Source organism: Sulfitobacter sp. DSM 110093 (genome assembly GCF_022788715.1).
GTDB lineage: Bacteria > Pseudomonadota > Alphaproteobacteria > Rhodobacterales > Rhodobacteraceae > Sulfitobacter.
In genome coordinates this window covers 531,099-550,000 of the sequence record NZ_CP085167.1, presented here as the reverse complement: position 1 = coordinate 550,000, position 18,902 = coordinate 531,099, and the positions used below count along the sequence as shown (strand labels likewise).

Below are 18,902 nucleotides of genomic sequence, written 5' to 3'. Positions count from 1 at the left end.
CCGGATCGCGACCCAGCCCACCGTTAAGCCCTTGGTAAAAGAACCACGGGATCGGCAGAGCCAGCAGCAGATAAACGGACCAGACCGGAACGCGGCGGGCCAGACCGTTCAAACTGTTTATCAAGCCCGCCATTATACGCCCTGATCCGAAAAAAGCGGGCCCATCAGAACGCGACGAAAAACCAGTTGCATATATGTTGCATATATAGTGTGTCACGCATCAGAAATTCGCGGTCAGGTCCATGCCTTCGTAGAGGCCCGCGACTTCTTCTTCATAGCCATTAAACATCAGCGTCGGCTGCCGGCGCGCGAACAGCCCGCCCCCGATGGGGCGTTCATCGGCCTGCGACCAACGCGGATGGCTCACCTCGGGATTCACATTACCATAGAAACCGTATTCGCGCGGCCCGGCTTTGTTCCAGCTGGTGGGGGGCTGTTTGTCTGTCAGGGTGATCCGCACCACGGATTTGATCGACTTGAACCCGTATTTCCACGGCACCACCAAACGCAGTGGCGCGCCATTCTGATTGGGGATGTCACGGCCATAGATACCGGTCGCCATGATCGTCAGCGGATGCATCGCTTCATCCAACCGCAGACCTTCGACATAGGGCCAGTCCAATACCGGGAATCGCAGGCCGGGCATTTCCTCGGGGCGGTAAGCGGTTTCAAAGGCGACGTATTTCGCACCGGATTGCACGCCCGCCATATTCAGTAGATCCGCAAGCTCAAATCCCTTCCATGGCACCACCATTGACCATGCCTCGACACAGCGTAGACGGTAGATGCGCTCTTCGACGGTCATAGCCTTCATGATGTCTTCGAATGCGTAATCGCCCGGCTTGTCGACCATCCCTTCGATCGACACCGTCCAGGGGGCGGTTGTCAGTGCATCGGCGTATTTCGCAGGGTCGCCCTTGTCGGTGCCGAACTCATAGTAATTGTTGTATTGGGTGATATCTTCGTAATCGTTCGGGGTTAGCCCCTCTTGGGCCATCGCCCCCTGCCCCAACCCAGCAAGGCCCAGCCCCGCCGCCGCACCGCCGATAATCTGCCGTCGGTTCAGATAGATCGCTTCGTCGGTAACATCCCGATCCGTAAGTTGGTTAATCCAGCGATTGGCCATTTCTGCGCTCCCTACTATAGTTAATGAAAGCTAGCGCCTGCCGCAGACTGTACCAAATCCTTTCGTCAGGATTTCAGCCAGCACACCGGAATGTCAGGCGCCGTTATCCAAAGGAGTGCCGCCATGGTTCGTTTCATACTCGCAGCCGCCTTGATGGCCAGCGCAGCCCACGCCGACGAGATGGTCACCTATACCACCGACCAAAGCTTCGGGGATGTGACCTTTGGGGTAGAGAACGCCATTCTTAACCAAGGGCTGGTGCCTGAGAATGTCAGCCATGTCGGTGAAATGCTTGACCGCACAGGTGCGGATGTTGGCTCTGACGTGCAGGTGTTTGAAGCAGCCGATGTGTTCAGCTTCTGCTCGGCATCGCTGTCACGCAAGGTGATGGAGGCCGATCCGATGAATGTGGGCTTCTGCCCCTACGATATCTTTGTCATGCAACTGCCTGAAAGTGACGAGGTGACAATTGGCTACCGCGCTTTCCCCGAAGGGCCCATGCAAGAGGTGCAAAGCTTGCTGGACACAATCGTGAAGGAAGCAATTGGCGAGTGATCTCGCCCGATCAAAGCATCCCTCGATTAGGAAACAAAAAGGGCCGGAGATACCCCCGGCCTTTTTCTTTGTCGTCTAACGCTTAGTGTACCGTGGCATCATCCGGCTTAGGACGGTTCGAGGCAGCGATCTGATCGCCAATGATCAACCCATCGGCACCGGCGCGAACGGTGACGGTATCGCCGTCCTTCACATCGCCTGCCAATAGCATCTCTGCCAACGGATCTTGCACCGTGCGCTGGATCACCCGCTTCAGCGGTCGCGCGCCGAAGACCGGATCGTAGCCCTCGTCCGCCAGCCATTTCCGCGCAGCATCATCCAGATCAAGCGTGATCTTCCGCCCGGCCAGCCGCTTGAGCAGGCGTGCCATCTGGATCGTGACGATCCCGTCCATATCCGCACGGCCCAGACGGTCAAAGATGATCGTCTCATCCAGACGGTTTAGGAACTCAGGCCGGAAATGCGCCCGCACTGCGTCCATCACGTCACGTTTGGCCTGCGCCATGTCGCCGCCATCCGGCAATTGGCTCAGCGCCTGCGCGCCGAGGTTTGAGGTCAGGATGATCAGCGTCTGCTTGAAATCGACCGTGCGGCCCTGACCATCGGTCAGCACACCATCGTCAAGCACCTGCAACAGCACGTTAAAGACATCCGGATGCGCCTTTTCGACCTCGTCAAAGAGCACGACCTGATACGGCCTCCGCCGCACCGCTTCGGTCAGCACACCACCCTCGTCATAACCGACGTAACCCGGAGGGGCACCGATCAGACGGGCCACCGAGTGTTTCTCCATGAACTCGGACATGTCGATGCGCACCATCGCATTGTCGTCGTCAAAGAGGAACTCGGCCACCGCTTTGGTCAGCTCGGTCTTGCCCACACCAGTTGGCCCGAGGAAGAGAAAGCTGCCCAACGGGCGGTTCTCATCATTCAGCCCCGCACGCGCACGGCGCACGGCATTGGCGACCGCTTTGACAGCCGCGCTCTGACCGATCACCCGGTCGTGCAACTGGTCTTCCATGCGCAGAAGCTTGTCCCGCTCCCCTTCCAGCATCTTGCCCGCCGGGATACCGGTCCAACGTTCGACGACACTGGCGATCTGATCCGGGCGCACGGCCTCTTCGACCATCATGTCGTCTTCGCGGCCCTCGGCGGTTTCAAGGTCGCGCTCCAACTGCGGGATCACGCCATAAGATAGCTCGCCCGCGCGCGCGAGGTTGCCTTCGCGTTTAGCGATGTCGAGGTCGGCCCGCGCATGATCGAGCTTCTCCTTGATGTCGCGTGCACCGGCCAGCTTGTCCCGCTCGGCCTGCCACTGCGCCGTCATCTCGGCACTGCGGTCTTGCAGACCGCTGAGGTCTTTTTGCAAAGCCTCCAGCCGATCCTTGGACGCGGTATCATCTTCTTTCTTCAGCGCTTCGGCCTCGATCTGCAGTTGCAGGATCTGGCGGTCCAGCGCGTCCAGTTCTTCGGGTTTGCTGTCGACTTCCATGCGCAGACGGCTCGCGGCCTCGTCCATCAGGTCGATCGCCTTGTCGGGCAAGAAACGGTCGGTAATGTAGCGATGGCTCAGCGTCGCCGCTGCGACCAGCGCGGTGTCGGAAATACGCACACCGTGGTGCAACTCATACTTCTCTTTAATACCACGCAGGATCGAAACGGTGTCCTCCACCGTCGGCTCTTGCACGATTACTGGCTGGAATCGCCGCGCAAGCGCCGCGTCCTTCTCGACATATTTGCGGTATTCTTCAAGCGTGGTGGCACCCACACAGTGCAACTCACCTCGCGCCAGCGCAGGCTTCAGCAAGTTCGATGCATCCATCGCGCCGTCGGCCTTACCGGCCCCGACCAGCGTGTGCATCTCATCGATGAACAAGATCACCTCGCCCGCGGCTTCGGTCACCTCGGTCAGAACCGCCTTCAGCCGCTCCTCGAACTCGCCACGGTATTTCGCCCCGGCGATCAGCGCGCCCATGTCGAGCGCGAGCAGGCGTTTATTGCGCAGAGATTCAGGCACGTCACCATGCACGATCCGCAACGCCAAGCCTTCGGCAATCGCGGTCTTACCGACGCCCGGCTCACCGATCAGCACCGGGTTATTTTTGGTTCGGCGGCTCAGCACCTGCATCGCGCGGCGGATTTCCTCATCCCGGCCAATGATGGGGTCGATTTTACCCTCTTCGGCCCGCGCGGTCAGGTCGAGGCTGTATTTCTCCAAAGCCTCATAGCTGTCTTCAGCGGTGGCGCTGTCGGCTTTGCGCCCCTTGCGCACGTCATTGATCGCGGTGTTCAAGCCCTGCGCCGTCACCTTACCCGCTTCCAACGCGGTTTTCGCACCGGATTTAACAAGGCAAAGCGCAGTCAGGATGCGCTCGACAGTCACGAAACTGTCGCCCGCCTTCTTGGCCATCGCCTCAGCCTCGGCCAATACCTTTGCGGTCGTGCCATCTAGATATACCTGTGCTGCGTCACCGGTCACCTTGGGGATTTTCCCAAGCGCCAACTCCAGCGCCTGCATCAGCCGCGCGCCGTCACCGCCCGAAGCAGCAATTAGATTGCGCGCAAGGCCTTGGTCATCGTCCAGCAGTGCTTTGAGTACATGTTCAGGGGCCAGCCGTTGGTGGCTTTCCCGTGTTGCAATGGTCTGCGCCGCCTGAATAAAGCCGCGCGATCTTTCCGTGAACTTGCTCAAGTCCATGGGTCTCTCCTTTTCTACAAGCGCTCTAAAATGCCGCGCCCAAAAGTGGCACGCGGCGGTCTGAGCCTTGCTTTCAAATTGGGGAAGAGCCCCCCTTGGTTCAAGACCAATACAGCGCGAAAAGTTGCTGACCGTCGCGATGCGCAAAGGGTGTTTTTCGCTAATAAGGCGAAAATGGGGCAAAAACTAGAAAAAAATACAGACTTAACCATTTGTTTACAATGTCTATTCACAAATTATCCACAGAACACACTCGCAGAATGAAACCATTTGGGCGCCCTCTGCGTTAACCATGCAGACGAAAGAGAGCAGGAAAAAGAAGGCCTGCCGGGTTCAAACGAACACAAGAGGTGAAACGATGCAGACGCGCCCTATCCAGTTGACCGATGTCATCTATAACGCGGCTACTCAGTGTTTCGAAGCGCTGGTCACCGTCCAAGACGGAGAGCAGTTGCGCCGCTACGCTTGCGCGATTGATGCCCCGATCACCATGTCATACCGCGATGCTGCCGACGGGCTGTCCCGTCAGGCCATCCGCCGCCACGCCCAAAAACGTGGCCTAAGTTCCGATGTTCTGCGCCACGTCCCCGCTCAGCGGGCCGGACGCCGCAGCTTTGATCCGCTGCGTTGGCTGGAAGAGGTTATGCACCTCCCCGGTCGCGACGCAGCCTGACCCCCTCCCGCGCGGCGCCTGCCTGCCGCGCGGCTGCCTGCGGACCTGCCGCCACCTCAACTGTCCCGATGTGGCGATCCGCACACCAGAGACCAGTGCCTGCCTGCTAAGTCTCTGAACACTTGGCCCGGACCCCGCAATGCGGCGTTCGGGCCTCTTTTTTGCCTACAGCCTGCATGAATGATGGACTTGCCTCGTCGCGCGACGTAGGTCAAAGCCGTTTGAAATTTGGCAGGAGCCCCCGCATGTCTGATGACCGTCTGATCGTCGCCCTTGATGTTCCCCACGCGGTCGCGGGGATGGAATTGGCCCAGACCCTCGGCGATGCCGTGGGGTTTTATAAAATCGGGCTTGGGATGCTCACCGGCGGCGGGCTGGCGCTGGCCAACGAGCTTAAGCAAGAGCACGGCAAGCGCATCTTTTTGGATATGAAGCTTTTCGATATCGGTGCCACGGTTGAAGCTGCGGTGCGCGGGCTGGCACAGTTTGATCTGGATTTCCTTACCGTGCATGGCGACCCGCATGTGGTGGCGGCTGCCAAACAAGGTGCGGCGGGCACCGATATGAAGATCCTCGCCGTTACGATCCTGACCTCGCTAGACCGCGCCGACCTTGACGCGGCCCTGATCCAATCGGGCGATCTGAAAGATTTGGTGCTAACCCGCGCAGGCCGCGCATTGGATGCCGGCGCCGATGGTATCATCGCCTCCCCCCAAGAAGCTGCCGCTATCCGCGCGTTGCCCGAAGCGATGGGTAAGCTTATCGTCACTCCCGGCGTACGTCCTCAAGGCGCTGCTCTGGGCGATCAAAAGCGTGTTGCGACACCGGGACAGGCCATCGCAGATGGCGCCGATCACATCGTTGTGGGCCGTCCAATCTGGCAGGCCAAAGACCCGGCCGCTGCCGCCCGTGAAGTGTTGCGGGAAATTTCCGAGCATTAACAAAGCGCTTCCCGTCGTCTGTAGCAAATCGACCACAGAGCGGTGGGATGCACCTGCGACAGGGCCATCATCGTTAGGCCAGATCGCCCCGACATGTTATGTTGAACTCAGGTGATACTCCCCGACGAACTGGTTCTTCCTGATGTTCGTCACCTCCCCCCGCTCACACAAGCGGGGGGCCTTTATTCCCCTCACATAGCTTTAATTTTATCGGTACCCGGCTGCCCCAGATAGACCCGAAGCCTGTCCTGAAATGCGGGCACGGCGCGGGGGTGGTTCAAAAACTCTTCTTTCTCCATCAGACACCAACGCTGTCCCTCGTTGCCAAATACGATCTCAGCCTCCGCATGCGCCGGTAAATGCGCGACGAAGAACCATTTGGTCAGCCCCGCCTCGTCAAAACTGCCCTGCCAGATCACCGCGTCCTCTGGCACGGCTATCCCCAACTCCTCGTGACATTCGCGCAGCGCACAGGCCAAAGGGGTCTCTTCCCCTTCACGCCCGCCGCCGGGCAAATCCCAATGATCGGCAAATGGCAGCCCCGGCGTGTCATCGCGTAGGATCACGGCCAGCTTTCCACCAAGATAAAGCGCCAGCTTGGCCCCTTCAAAGCCCATGGTTAAACCTCTGCGATTTGTTTAGAGTTGTTGCCCGAACCCTGCCCTCTCGGTGTGTCCATGGCTACCCTCTGTCGCGACTGTTTGAACGAAATCCCGCCTGCGCGGCGCTGTTCGCGCTGTGGCAGCCCGCGTGTGCTGTCACATCCCGAGCTTTTCGATCTATCGATCGCCCATATGGATTGTGACGCCTTCTATGCCTCGGTCGAGAAACGCGACAATCCCGAACTGGCCGGCAAACCCGTTATCATCGGCGGCGGGCGGCGCGGCGTTGTGTCGACCGCCTGTTATGTGGCACGCATCCGTGGGGTGCGATCGGCCATGCCGATGTTTCAGGCGCTCAAGCTTTGCCCCGAAGCGGTCATCATCAAACCCCGGATGGAGGCCTATGTCGAAGCCTCCCGCGCGATCCGCGCGATGATGGAAGAAATGACCCCGGCGATTGAGCCTCTGTCGCTCGATGAGGCCTTCCTCGACATGACCGGCACCGCGCGGCTACACGGCCAGCCGCCCGCAATGATGCTGGCGCGGCTGGTGCGACGGATGAAAGTGGAACTGGGTCTGACCGGCTCCATCGGACTGAGCCATAATAAATTTCTAGCCAAAGTCGCCTCGGACCTCGACAAGCCGCATGGGTTTTCGGTGATTGGCGCGGCGGAAACGGCGGACTTTCTGCGCGACAAACCCGTCGGCATGATCTGGGGCGTTGGGGCGGCCACGCAAACCTCTTTGGAAAAGGCGGGCATCCGCAGCTTTTCCGATCTGTTGCGGTGGGAGCAAACCGATCTAATCGCCCGCTTTGGCAGCATGGGCGACCGGCTGTGGCACTTGGCGCGGGGCCAAGACAAACGCCGCGTGTCGCGCCACCGCCCGGTGAAGTCAATCAGCAATGAAACGACATTCTCTGACGATACAGGAAACGCCGAGATTCTTGACGGGCACCTCTGGCGACTGGCGGAAAAGGTCGCGGACCGCGCCAAGGCCAAAGAAATGGCAGGCCGTGTGGTGACGTTAAAACTCAAACGCGCCGATCACTCTTTGCTATCGCGTCGCCTGTCGCTGCATGATCCAACGCAATTGGCCGACCGCATCTACCGCACGGCCCGCGCGCTGTTTGATCAGGTCGAACATCGTAACTCCTACCGTCTTATCGGTGTCGGCCTATCTGATCTTTCCGGGGCCGAGGGTGCGGATATGGGGGGCGATCTACTTGACCCCGGCGCGGCGCAGCGCAGCAAGGCCGAACGCGCCGCAGATAGCATCCGCAGCCGATTTGGCGAGAAAGCGATCCTAAAAGGGCGCGCCCTGCGCTGAGATTACTCCGCCGCCAGCGGCAGGCGCTCTTGTCCAATCTGCGCCACGTCGGCCACCACCCGTCTCAGCGCTGCCTGCACCGCCTCGAATGCGCCATTAGGGCGAATCAAACGCTCATTCATATAAAGCGCCCGGTCGATCTCAACCTGCACCGCGTGCTGTCCGCGCGAGGGGCGGCCATAGGCTTGAGTAATGTAGGCCCCGGCAAAGGGCGAGTTGCGCGTCACGATAAAACCAGCATCCACAAATGCCGCTTCGATCCTGTCGACAACCTCCCCTCCTGCTGCCGCGCCGAAACGATCACCTAGCACGACATCAGGCCGCCGCATGCCGCTGCGCGCCACGCCGTCCATCGCTTCGTGCGGCATGGAATGGCAATCAACCAGCACTGCCTGCCCGTGGCGACGATGCGCCCGCGTCAGAAGTTCCTGCAATTTGCTATGATAGGGCCGCCAATAGCTATCGATTCGCAATTGCGCCTCTTCTTGAGAGAGCTTGCCGCGATAAATTGCGCGGCCATTGGCCACCACGCGGGGAATCACCCCTAGTCCGGAGGCCACGCGCGGGTTATGCCCCTGCCGCGCGACACCTTCGATTACAGACGGGTCCAATTCTTCGGGCGCACGGTTGAGGTCAATATAGGCCCTCGGCGCTCCCGCTTTGATAAACGAAGCACCGTAGCGCGGCGCACAATCAAACAATTGATCGACAAACGCATCCTCAGAAGACCGGATTGCATGTTCATCCAAGATAGAACGCCGTAGGAACGAGGCCGCATAATCACGGCCCGAATGAGGGGACGCAAAGACCACGCAAGACAGGTTGCGGTCAGGATGCAGTACTTCGTAGGCGGTCATAGGCATAATAAATCCCTCTAAGTCGAACATAGCGTGTTTATTCCGCGCCAAAAGCCCTTGATCCCGCCGCCGACTCCTTTTATAGCACCCAAACGGCGCGAAATTTCGCGCCCCATTTTTTGTGTGGGGCCGATTTTGAAACGTCGTTAAGTGGGTGATTAGCTCAGCGGTAGAGCACTTCGTTGACATCGAAGGGGTCACTGGTTCGATCCCAGTATCGCCCACCATTTATTCATCGACCCGTCTTTGGCGGGTTGCCCGCAACCCAGGCGCTGGCCCGCGCCACGACATGAGGAGACCACCTATGAAGGTTCGCAATTCGCTCCGCTCGCTCAAGAATCGGCATCGCGATTGCCGTGTTGTGCGTCGCAAAGGCCGCGTTTACGTCATCAACAAAACGCAGCGCCGGTTCAAAGCCCGCCAGGGCTGAGACTTGCAGCAATTCGATTTTAAAGGCCGCTCCTTCTTAGGGCGGCCTTTTTCGTTGTGGTTAAGTGCTTGCAACCCCCGCACAAAACCCCACCTTCAAGGCAGACCCGAATAACAAGGAAGACCATCATGTCGGACACGCCCGAATATACGCCCGCCAAAGTTTGGAAATGGGAGGCTGAGAGCGGCGGCAAATTCGCCAGCACCAACCGGCCCATCGCCGGTGCGACCCATGACAAAGAACTGCCCGTCGGCGAACATCCGTTTCAACTGCATTCGCTGGCCACGCCGAACGGGGTGAAGGTCACGGTGATGTTCGAGGAACTGCTAGAGGCTGGCCATAACGGCGCCGAGTATGATGCGTGGCTTATTGATATCTCTGAGGGTGATCAGTTCGGCTCTGGATTTGTCGAGGTGAACCCGAACTCCAAGATCCCCGCGCTGCTAGACCGTTCCGGCGACACGCCACAGCGCGTTTTCGAATCGGGTGCGATCTTGCTTTATCTGGCTGAAAAATTTGGTGCGTTCTTGCCGACCGATCCCGCCCGCCGGACCGAGGCGCTGTCGTGGCTCTTTTGGCAGATGGGCAGCGCACCTTACCTTGGTGGCGGTTTTGGCCATTTCTATGCCTATGCGCCCGAGAAGTTTGAATACCCCATCAACCGCTTCGCGATGGAGACCAAGCGTCAGCTTGATGTGATGGACAAACACTTGGCCGAACATGACTATTTCGCCGATGAATACTCCATCGCCGATATGGCGATCTGGAGCTGGTATGGCCAGTTGGTGCTCGGGCGACTCTATTCCGCGGCAGAGTTCCTCGACGTGGCCTCTTATAAAAACGTCATGCGTTGGGCCGAGGCGATTGATGCGCGCCCCGCCGTGACCCGTGGCCGTATGGTCAACCGCGCCTTTGGCGATGACCTGTCGATGCAACTGCGTGAGCGTCACGATGCCAGCGACTTTGACACCAAGACCCAAGACAAAATCGACAATAACTGACCGCGCGGCCCCCGGCCCATCGCGGTCGGGGGTCACAGTTCCAATTCTGATTGAATTGGTTGCAGGAACGCCTAAAATCTGTTTCTTACTATTTCAGTCAAGTTATCCCAACGGAACAGGACCCTGATATGACCTTCTGCAAAACATCGACTGCTGCCGCCGCGCTGATGTCGCTGGCCCTTCCCGCGCTAGCCGATGGCGAGCTGAACCTATACTCCTCGCGTCACTATGACACCGATGAGCGGCTCTACTCCGACTTCACCGAAGCAACCGGCATCACCATCAACCGCATCGAAGGCAAAGCCGACGAACTGCTGGCCCGTATGGAAGCCGAGGGCGCGAACTCCCCGGCGGATGTTCTGCTGACTGTCGATACAAGCCGCCTCAAGCGCGCGAAAGACATGGGCCTTCTGCAATCCATCGAGAGCGACACGCTCGAAGAGCGCATCCCCGGCAACCTGCAAGACGATGACAACCAGTGGTTTGGCCTGTCGCAGCGCGCGCGGATCATCTTTTTCAACAACGAAACGCTGGACAACCCGCCCGCAACCTACATGGACCTCGCCGATCCGGCCTACAAAGGTCAGGTCTGCATCCGGTCCTCCACCAACACCTATAACCAGACACTGCTAGCTTCGATCGTCACCCACGAGGGCGAAGAGGCCGCAACCGAATGGGCGCAGGGCGTGGTCGACAACATGGCGCGGGCACCTCAGGGCGGCGACACCGACCAGCTGCGCGGCATCGTGTCGGGTGAGTGCGACATCGCTGTTTCCAACAGCTATTACTTCGCCCGTGCGATCCGCACCGACGTGGACGGCGTCAGCGATGAGATCGGCAAGATTGGCCTGATCTGGCCCGACCAAGAAGGCAACGGCGCGCATATGAACCTTTCGGGCGGCGGCGTGGCCAAGAACGCACCGAACAGCGAGAATGCAGTGAAGTTCCTTGAATATCTCGCCTCCGATCAGGCGCAGGTCTACTTCTCGGCGGGCAACGATGAGTTCCCAACCGTGGAAGGCGTGGAGCTGGCCGATAGCGTGAAGCAACTGGGTGAGTTTAAAGCTGACGAAGTGAACCTGTCGGACGTAGCCGAAAATATCGGCACCGCGCAGAAAATCTTTAACACGGTTGGCTGGGAATAAACCCTACCAAAACCGGATTAGAGAGAGGCGGGTTTTCGAGCCCGCCTTTTTTTGTGAGGCAGCAGCTACCCCGGTCCGGAACCCAGCCACAGACCATCGATCACTAACGCTGCCGACCCACCTGCCGACAGATCAAGATCACCGGCAGCAACCCCATCGCAACGATCACAAGGCTCGGCACAGCCGCACCGTTCAACCGCTCGTCACTCGCCAAGCGATACGCTTGAACCGCCAGCGTGTCATAGTTGAAGGGCCGCATGATTAGCGTTGCGGGCAATTCCTTCATCACGTCAACGAACACAATCAACAGCGCGGTCAGCAGGCTGGGCGCGAGAATCGGCAGATGCACCCGTCGCAACGTGCCCAATGGCGTCTGACCCAACGACCGCGCAGCAGCGTCCATATTGGCATGAACCATCGCCTGCCCGCCCTCGTAAGCGCCCAAAGCAGCCGCGAGGAAACGTACCAGATACGCCAGCACCAACAGCCAGATTGACCCGGTGATCAGCAACCCGGTGGAATAATCAAAGGTCGCCCGCATCCAAGCATCTAATGCATTATCGAACATCGCAAAGGGCACCAGCAGCCCCACTGCGATCACCCCGCCCGGCACGGCGTAGCCCAGCCGCGCCACATATGCCGCGCCCTGAGAAACCCGGCCCGGCCGCAACCGTCGAAAGAACCCCACACTGATCGCCGCCAAGACCGTCAACAGCGCAGCGATACCCGCCAATGTCACAGAGTTGCGCATAAATCCAAGGTAGCGTGGGCTAAAAAGGTTCTGTTCAGACTCCAACCCCATGGTGACGAGGATCACCACCGGCAGCACCGCCCCAAACAGCACCGGCACACCACACAAAACAAGTGCCGCCGCCGCCTGCCAGCCCGTCAACTCCGAAGGTGGCGCCGATTGCGGGCGCCGGGCAGGATCATGGTACTGGGCCTTGCCGCGCTGCGCCCGCTCAAGCATCGCCAAAAGTAATGCAAAGCTCAGCAAACATAGCGCCAACTGCGCGGCGGCGGCGCGGTCGAACATGGAAAACCAACTGGTGTAGATGCCCGTGGCAAAGGTCTGAACGCCGAAATAGGCAACCGTCCCGAAATCCGCTATCGTCTCCATCACCGCCAGCAACACGCCGCCCGCAATAGCGGGGCGGGCAAGGGGCAAGCTGACCTTGAAGAACGCGGACCACGCGCTTGATCCAAGCGCACGCGCGGCAAGAAAAGTCGTACCGCTTTGCTGGAGGAATGCCGCGCGGGCCAGCAGGTAAACATAGGGGTAAAGCACCAGCACCAGCATCGCGGCGGCCCCACCCAGAGAGCGGATTTCAGGAAACCAGTAGTCGCGCGGCCCCCAGCCCGTCACATCGCGCAGGGTCTCTTGAACAATGCCGGGATGATCCAACACATGGGTATAGGCGTAGGCCAGTACATAAGCCGGAAAGGCCAGCGGCAGCACCAGCGCGATTTCCAAAAACTTTGCGCCGGGAAAGCGTGTCATGGTAACCAACCACGCCGCGCCGACACCAATGGCAAAAGTGCCCGCCGACACCAACAGCACCAGTAACAGCGTCGTAATCGTATAGCGGCCCAGCACGGTCTGAACCAAATGCTGCACCGTTTCCGTCCCACCGCTAAGTGCTGCGATCAGCACCGCAAGCATCGGCAGCGCACAGACAGCAGCCACAGTCAGGGCCACGCCTGACAGGGCGCGCAGCCCGTCGCGGGCGCGGGGTGGTTTGGTCGTGTTCGTGGAAGCGGCGTTCAGCGTCATGCCCCTATTTCGACGATTTCACTAGGAAATGCCAGAGGGCGCAATGCGGCACCCTAGTCGTAGCTTCGTTGGTCCTCGATCACCAATCCATCACGCGGCAAGGAGCCGGGGGAGACCAATTCGACCTTGCCCTTCAGCTTGAGCAGATCGGCCACGGATTGCGCGTAACGCGCTTCGTCCCCATTCGCGGTCTCAATCTGCACGGTCATCACATCCGCCTCGCCTTCGCGGCTGGCGATGACACGGGCCTTTTCAATCTCGGCGTGTTGGGCCACCAATGCCGCCACCTGTTCGGGGCGAACGAACATGCCTTTGATTTTCGTGGTTTGATCAGCGCGGCCCATCCAGCCTTTGATCCGCATATTCGTACGTCCACAGGGGCTTTCGCCTTCGAGCACGGCACTCAGATCGCCAGTGGCGAAACGGATCAGCGGGTAATCAGGGTTAAGAGTCGTCACCACAACTTCGCCGACCTCTCCGGGCGCTACAGGGATGCCGGTTCCGGGGGTGACGATCTCGACGATGATTTGTTCGTCGACGATCAGCCCCTCCATCGCAGGGCTTTCATAGGCGATATTGCCCAGATCAGCCGTGGCATAGGATTGCAGGCAGGTGATGCCGCGCTCCTCGTAATAGGCGCGCAGGCTGGGAAACAACGCACCGCCGCCGACGGCTGCTTTGGTGATCTTTAGATCAACGCCCATCGCGTCGGCTTTCTCCAAAATCACCTTGAGGTAATCCGGCGTGCCCGCATAGGCGGTCGAACCCACATCACGGGCGGCGGCGACCTGAAGCTCGGTCTGGCCTGTTCCGGCAGGCAGCACAGTTGCCCCCACCGCCCGCGCACCGGATTCAAAGATCATGCCCGCGGGGGTCAAATGGTAACCAAAACAGTTATGCACGATGTCGCCCGCGCCGATGCCTGCGGCATGCAGGAAGCGCCCCATGCGCCACCAATCGGGATCATTGCTCGACGGCTCATAGATCGGGCCGGGCGATTGGAAAACATGGCTGAACTCATACACCGGCTTTGTGGTGAAACCGCCAAAAGGCGGTTGCCCTGCCTGCGCCTTGCCAAGCTCTGATTTGCGCAGCACCGGGAGGTCGGCAAGGGCCTCGATAGAGGTGATCTGCGCCGCGTCCACCTCTTTCAGCGCATCACCATAGCCTGAAAGCCCTTGCGCACGGGCAATCTGCTGCGGCAGCGTCTTGGCCAAATCAGCGGCGCGTTCAGTGGCGCTGCGGGTTTCCAGATCGTCGAAATGGGGCTTGGTCGGCATCCCTGTCACTTTCCTGCTATGGCATCACTGGAGAGGGCATAAGCCCGGCTCGGTTGCCTTTTTGATTTCAGTCTCGGGCGCTTAGCTCAGCCAGCGTTTCCTGCGGCGGTAGCTGCGTACATCGCGGAAGCTTTTACGTCCCTCGTCGGACATGCCGAGGTAGAATTCCTTCACGTCTTGGTTCTCTCGCAGGTCTTTGGCGGGGCCATCCATCACAACGCGACCAGATTCAAGAATGTAGCCGTAATGCGCAAAGCGCAGCGCGACGTTGGTGTTTTGCTCCGCCAACAGGAAGGTCACGCCTTCTTTCTCGTTCACCGATTTCACGATCTCGAAAATCTGCTCAACCAATTGCGGGGCAAGGCCCATCGACGGCTCATCCAAAAGGATCGTCTCAGGGCGGGACATTAGCGCGCGACCAATGGCGCACATCTGCTGCTCCCCACCCGAGGTATAGCCAGCCTGCGAGCGGCGGCGCTCTTTCAGGCGGGGGAAATAATCATAAACCATCTCAAGGTCACGCTGGATCGCGGCATTGCCGTCGGTGCGGGTATAGGCACCGGTTAGCAGGTTTTCTTCGATGGTGAGGTGCTCAAAGCAGTGCCGGCCTTCCATGACCTGCACGACACCCTTTTTTACGGTTTCGGCTGGGTCTTGATGCTGAATCGGACCACCACGGTATTTGATTGAGCCTTTGGTGACCTCTCCACGTTCCGAAGCCAAAAGCCCCGAGATTGCCTTGAGCGTCGTGGTCTTGCCCGCGCCGTTGCCTCCCAGCAGCGCAGTGATGCCGCCCTTGGGCACGTTCAGGCTCACGCCCTTTAGGACAAGGATGACGTGATTGTAGATCACCTCGATGTTGTTGACCTCAAGCAGGTTTTCGACCGCGACGTCATTGGTATTTGCAGCATCCAGCATGGGAAAGACCTCTCTTGGGCTTGGAAAGTCCCCCGGCCACCCAAACAGGGCAGCCGGGGGATATCGCGTTTAGCAGTTGCCTTCGATGGCGTTTTCAGCCGCGTAGGCCGATGCGTCCTCATCGATCAGCGGCTGGATCACATCTTGATCCGACTGCATGAAGTCCGACACGAGGTTCCATTCCTTGGCTGTCGCATCCCACTGGGTCACAGCCACGAAACCTTCGCCGCCGTGGTTTTCGCAAGAGACCGAGAATTCAGGCCCGAAGTCCGGCAGGCCGAGGGCCGCCATCTTTTCTTCGGTGATCTCTAGCTGCTCCATCCCATCGCGCATTTGGCCGCTGCTGATATCTGTGACACCGTGGATTTCCTGCGCGGTGCGGGCAGCTTCGGCCACCAGCATCGCGGCATAGATGCCCCGGTTATACAGCACCGAACCCACCTGATCGCCAGCACCGGCGGCTTTACCCGCGTCGACAACGTGCGTTTTCAGATCGTCATAAAGCGGATAGTCAGAGCCCACGTTGTGGAACGTCAGCGCCTTATAGCCATCGGCCTTGGCACCCGCCGCAAGAACGTCGTTTTCCGAGCCGGACCACCAGATGCCGATGAACTTGTCCATCGGGAAGCGGATGTTGGCAGCTTCCTGAACCGCGACTTGGTTCATCACGCCCCAGCCATACATGATCACATAGTCAGGCTTGTCGCGGCGAATTTGCAGCCACTGCGATTTCTGCTCCTGACCGGGGTGATCGACCGGCACTTCCTTCAGCTCAAAACCGTGCTTTTTGCTCAGTTCTTGCAGCGTGCGGATCGGCTCTTTGCCGTAAGCGGAGTTGTGGTAGACCAGCGCGATTTTCTTGCCGCTTAGATCGCCGCCTTCTTGCTCCATGATGTGTTTCACCGCGACCGACGCGCCATCCCAGTAGTTTGCAGGGAAGTTGAAGACGTGGCTAAAGGTGTTGCCGTCCTTGGCCGAGGTACGGCCCAAACCGGAGGTCAACATCGAGATGTCATCGGCGGTGACTTTGGGGATCAGCTGGTAGGTGATGCCGGTCGAAAGTGGCTGATAGACCAACGCGCCTTCGCCCTTGGTCGACTCGTAGCATTCCACGCCCTTCTCAGTGTTATAGGCGGTCTCGCACTCTGGCACGCGGATGGTTTCACCACCGATGCCGCCGTCGCGTTCGTTGAGCAGGGTGAAATAATCGGCATAGCCGTCGGCGAAGGGGATGCCCCCCGCGGCGTAAGGCCCGGTGCGATAGCTCAGCGACGGAAAGACAAGGTCCGCCATCACGGGGCTTGCAGCCATCAGGCCCGCCACGGCCAGTGTTCCCAGTTTGTATTTCATCGGTGTTTCCTCCCTTGGATTTATCCGATTTGGGTTTTGGGCGTGGTTTCCTCCCCCCGCCTCGATTTTCGTGGCTCCCGCTTAGTGCGGGAAGGGCCACAATCTCAGTTTCTCCTTCGCGACGCGCCACAGTTGCGCAAGGCCATGCGGCTCGGCGATCAGGAAGATCACGATAAGCCCGCCGACGATCACCAGCTGCAAATGCGCCACGATGTCGGTGGGCCAGCCCAGCCAGTCGACGCCGACGATCTTCAGAAGCACCGGCAGGAGCACGAGGAAGGCGGCGCCGGCGAAGCTGCCGAAGATGCTGCCAAGCCCGCCGATGATGATCATGAAGAGCACCAGGAACGATTTGGTGATGCCGAAGGCCTCGCCCACCTCGACCGCGCCGAGGTAGATCGCGAAGAACAGCGCGCCCGAAACCCCGATGAAGAAGGAGCTGACCGCGAAGGCCGTGAGCTTGGCGCGCAGCGGGTTCACCCCGATGATCTCGGCGGCGATGTCCATGTCGCGGATCGCCATCCATTTGCGTCCCACAGAGCCGCGCGTCAGGTTGCGCGCCACCAGCGCCGAGCCCACGGTGAAGATCAGGCAGAACATATAGGTCGCCCAGGCCTCGGTGTTGGGGCCGGTGATCAGGATGCCAAAGGTGTCGCGCTCGGGCGCGCTGATCTGGCCGGAGGCAGAGTAGTTGTAGAACCACGGCACCCGGTTAAATAGCCAGACAAGGAAGAACTGCGCCGCCAGTGTCGCCACGGCGAGGTAGAAGCCTTTAATCCGCAAAGACGGCAGGCCGAAGAGCGCGCCGACCGCGGCGGTAATGCCGCCCGCCAGCAGGACATGGATGAACATGCTGACCTCGGGCATCGCCGTCATCAGCTTGTAGCATGCGTAAGCCCCCACCGCCATGAAACCGCCGGTACCGAGGCTCACCTGCCCGCAGTAGCCCACGAGGATGTTCAGCCCGATCGCCGCGATGGCGTAGATCAGAAACGGCAGGAACAACGAGTTGACCCAGTAGTCATTGACCATGAAGGGAATGACGAAGACCGCGACGAAAAGCACCAGATAGTAGCGGTACCGGTCGAACTTGATCGGGAAGGTCTGCTGGTCCTGGGCGTAGGACGTGTTGAAATCGCCCGCTTCACGATAGAACATTAGACTGATTTCCCTTCTGCGATCTTTGTGTCGTTGGATGCACAGCGGCGCATCATGCCTGTATCAAACCCGTTCAATGATCTTCTCCCCAAACAGGCCCTGCGGGCGGAAGACGAGGAACACGAGCGCCAGCATATAGGCGAACCAGTTCTCGGTCGCGCCGCCAAGGAAGGGGGCACCGATCAGGAACTCAAACAGCTTCTCGCCCACGCCGATGATCAGCCCGCCGACAATGGCGCCGGGGATCGAGGTGAAGCCGCCCAGCATCAGCACCGGCAGCGCCTTCAGCGCAATCAGCGAGAGCGAGAACTGCACGCCCGATTTGGCGCCCCACATGATGCCTGCCACCAGCGCCACGAAACCCGCCAGCGACCAGACCAAGATCCAGATGAAGTTGAGCGAGACCCCCACGGACAGCGCGGCCTGATGGTCGTCCGCCACGGCCCGCATCGCGCGGCCCTGTTTGGTGTATTGCGCGAACATCACCAGCCCAATCACAAGGATCGCGGCCACAATGGAGGCGACGATATCGAGGTTGTCGATAAAGAAGCCGTAGCCCGTCGCGTCGAAGGTGAATTCATCAATCCAGATGTTAATGCCCTGCGGCAGGCCGACATCGAGCGTCTTGATCTCAGACCCCCACATCAGGTCGCCCACGCCTTCAAGGAAATAGGCCAGACCGATGGTCGCCATGAACAGAATGATCGGCTCTTGCCCGACAAGGTAGCGGAACACGAAACGCTGCACGCAATAGGCCAGCACGATCATCACCACCATCGTCAGCACGATGGCGAGGAAGGCAGGAACATGCCAACCGAAGTGATGCACTTCGGTGCCCAAGATCGCATTGATCAGATGGCTAAAGGGCACCTGGCCGTCCATGATCCCCACCAGTGTCAGCGCAGCAAAAAGCGCCATAACACCTTGGGCATAGTTGAAAATACCCGAAGCCTTGTAGATCAGTACGAAGCCAAGCGCGACGAGCGCATAAAGCACCCCGGCCATCAGCCCGTTGAGAAAGACCTCAATTGTAAACGCCAGTTGCTCAGGCATCATTGGCCCTCC

Annotated in this window: 17 protein-coding genes and 1 tRNA gene (1 of these 18 only partly in view); 7 read left to right on the top strand and 11 right to left on the bottom strand. The window is 59.4% G+C overall.

The genetic code is table 11. The features are described 5' to 3' along the window. Together msrQ and msrP are read right to left on the bottom strand one after the other, a co-directional pair. Window positions 1-133, bottom strand: the start of a protein-coding gene (gene msrQ / locus DSM110093_RS02625) for a protein-methionine-sulfoxide reductase heme-binding subunit MsrQ (protein WP_243266584.1). It extends 488 nt beyond the left edge of the window; the window shows 133 of its 621 coding nt (coding positions 1-133); it begins with the start codon at window positions 131-133; the stop codon falls past the left edge of the window. An 87-nt stretch (window positions 134-220) separates the two neighbouring features. Next, entirely contained in the window at window positions 221-1,126 is a 906-nt protein-coding gene (gene msrP, locus DSM110093_RS02620) for a protein-methionine-sulfoxide reductase catalytic subunit MsrP (RefSeq protein ID WP_243266583.1), read from the bottom strand. A 123-nt stretch (window positions 1,127-1,249) separates the two neighbouring features. On the opposite strand from msrP, the gene DSM110093_RS02615 reads away from it, so the two are divergent. Continuing rightward, complete coding sequence (locus tag DSM110093_RS02615; RefSeq protein ID WP_243266582.1) at window positions 1,250-1,681, top strand: DUF302 domain-containing protein; 432 nt, start codon at window positions 1,250-1,252, stop codon at window positions 1,679-1,681. An 82-nt stretch (window positions 1,682-1,763) separates the two neighbouring features. Here DSM110093_RS02615 and clpB read toward each other — a convergent pair whose 3' ends face one another. Then, a complete protein-coding gene (gene clpB / locus DSM110093_RS02610; RefSeq protein ID WP_243266581.1) occupies window positions 1,764-4,379 on the bottom strand; it encodes an ATP-dependent chaperone ClpB in 2,616 nt (871 codons plus the stop codon). Window positions 4,380-4,737: 358 nt separating this feature from the next. On the opposite strand from clpB, the gene DSM110093_RS02605 reads away from it, so the two are divergent. Both DSM110093_RS02605 and pyrF read left to right on the top strand, forming a co-directional pair. Then, on the top strand, window positions 4,738-5,052 hold the full coding sequence (locus DSM110093_RS02605) for an orotidine 5-phosphate decarboxylase (RefSeq protein WP_243266580.1): 315 nt from the start codon (window positions 4,738-4,740) through the stop codon (window positions 5,050-5,052). 245 nt (window positions 5,053-5,297) lie between these two features. Beyond that, the gene (gene pyrF, locus DSM110093_RS02600) at window positions 5,298-5,993 is read left to right on the top strand and encodes an orotidine-5'-phosphate decarboxylase (RefSeq protein WP_243266579.1); all 696 of its coding nucleotides are present in this window, start codon (window positions 5,298-5,300) and stop codon (window positions 5,991-5,993) included. 191 nt (window positions 5,994-6,184) lie between these two features. Here pyrF and DSM110093_RS02595 read toward each other — a convergent pair whose 3' ends face one another. Next, entirely contained in the window at window positions 6,185-6,610 is a 426-nt protein-coding gene (locus tag DSM110093_RS02595) for an NUDIX hydrolase (protein ID WP_243266578.1), read from the bottom strand. 60 nt (window positions 6,611-6,670) lie between these two features. Here DSM110093_RS02595 and DSM110093_RS02590 point away from each other — a divergent pair, with 60 nt between their 5' ends. Then, window positions 6,671-7,924, top strand: a complete 1,254-nt coding sequence (locus DSM110093_RS02590; protein WP_243266577.1) for a DNA polymerase IV — start codon at window positions 6,671-6,673, stop codon at window positions 7,922-7,924. Between the two features lie 2 nt (window positions 7,925-7,926). Here DSM110093_RS02590 and DSM110093_RS02585 read toward each other — a convergent pair whose 3' ends face one another. Continuing rightward, window positions 7,927-8,787 (bottom strand): N-formylglutamate amidohydrolase, encoded by an 861-nt coding sequence (locus DSM110093_RS02585; RefSeq protein WP_243266576.1) that lies wholly within the window; start codon window positions 8,785-8,787, stop codon window positions 7,927-7,929. Window positions 8,788-8,933: 146 nt separating this feature from the next. On the opposite strand from DSM110093_RS02585, the gene DSM110093_RS02580 reads away from it, so the two are divergent. From DSM110093_RS02580 to DSM110093_RS02570, 3 genes are all read left to right on the top strand, one after another. After that, window positions 8,934-9,008 (top strand) — tRNA-Val (locus DSM110093_RS02580). Window positions 9,009-9,339: 331 nt separating this feature from the next. Next, a complete protein-coding gene (yghU, locus tag DSM110093_RS02575; RefSeq protein ID WP_243266575.1) occupies window positions 9,340-10,212 on the top strand; it encodes a glutathione-dependent disulfide-bond oxidoreductase in 873 nt (290 codons plus the stop codon). 128 nt (window positions 10,213-10,340) lie between these two features. Next, window positions 10,341-11,357: a Fe(3+) ABC transporter substrate-binding protein gene (locus tag DSM110093_RS02570; protein ID WP_243266574.1), complete on the top strand. Its 1,017-nt coding sequence runs from the start codon at window positions 10,341-10,343 to the stop codon at window positions 11,355-11,357. A 103-nt stretch (window positions 11,358-11,460) separates the two neighbouring features. On the opposite strand, the gene DSM110093_RS02565 is transcribed toward DSM110093_RS02570, so the two are convergent. From DSM110093_RS02565 to DSM110093_RS02540, 6 genes are all read right to left on the bottom strand, one after another. Then, entirely contained in the window at window positions 11,461-13,131 is a 1,671-nt protein-coding gene (locus DSM110093_RS02565; protein ID WP_243266573.1) for an iron ABC transporter permease, read from the bottom strand. 53 nt (window positions 13,132-13,184) lie between these two features. Beyond that, on the bottom strand, window positions 13,185-14,411 hold the full coding sequence (locus tag DSM110093_RS02560; protein ID WP_243266572.1) for a phenylacetate--CoA ligase family protein: 1,227 nt from the start codon (window positions 14,409-14,411) through the stop codon (window positions 13,185-13,187). Between the two features lie 81 nt (window positions 14,412-14,492). Then, the gene (locus DSM110093_RS02555; protein WP_243262198.1) at window positions 14,493-15,329 is read right to left on the bottom strand and encodes an ABC transporter ATP-binding protein; all 837 of its coding nucleotides are present in this window, start codon (window positions 15,327-15,329) and stop codon (window positions 14,493-14,495) included. Between the two features lie 69 nt (window positions 15,330-15,398). After that, window positions 15,399-16,679 carry an ABC transporter substrate-binding protein gene (locus tag DSM110093_RS02550; protein WP_243266571.1) on the bottom strand — a complete coding sequence of 427 codons (1,281 nt, stop codon included), beginning with the start codon at window positions 16,677-16,679 and terminating at the stop codon, window positions 15,399-15,401. Between the two features lie 81 nt (window positions 16,680-16,760). Further along, the gene (locus DSM110093_RS02545) at window positions 16,761-17,837 is read right to left on the bottom strand and encodes a branched-chain amino acid ABC transporter permease (protein WP_243266570.1); all 1,077 of its coding nucleotides are present in this window, start codon (window positions 17,835-17,837) and stop codon (window positions 16,761-16,763) included. 63 nt (window positions 17,838-17,900) lie between these two features. After that, window positions 17,901-18,890 carry a branched-chain amino acid ABC transporter permease gene (locus DSM110093_RS02540; protein WP_243266569.1) on the bottom strand — a complete coding sequence of 330 codons (990 nt, stop codon included), beginning with the start codon at window positions 18,888-18,890 and terminating at the stop codon, window positions 17,901-17,903. Between the last annotated feature and the right edge of the window lie 12 nt (window positions 18,891-18,902).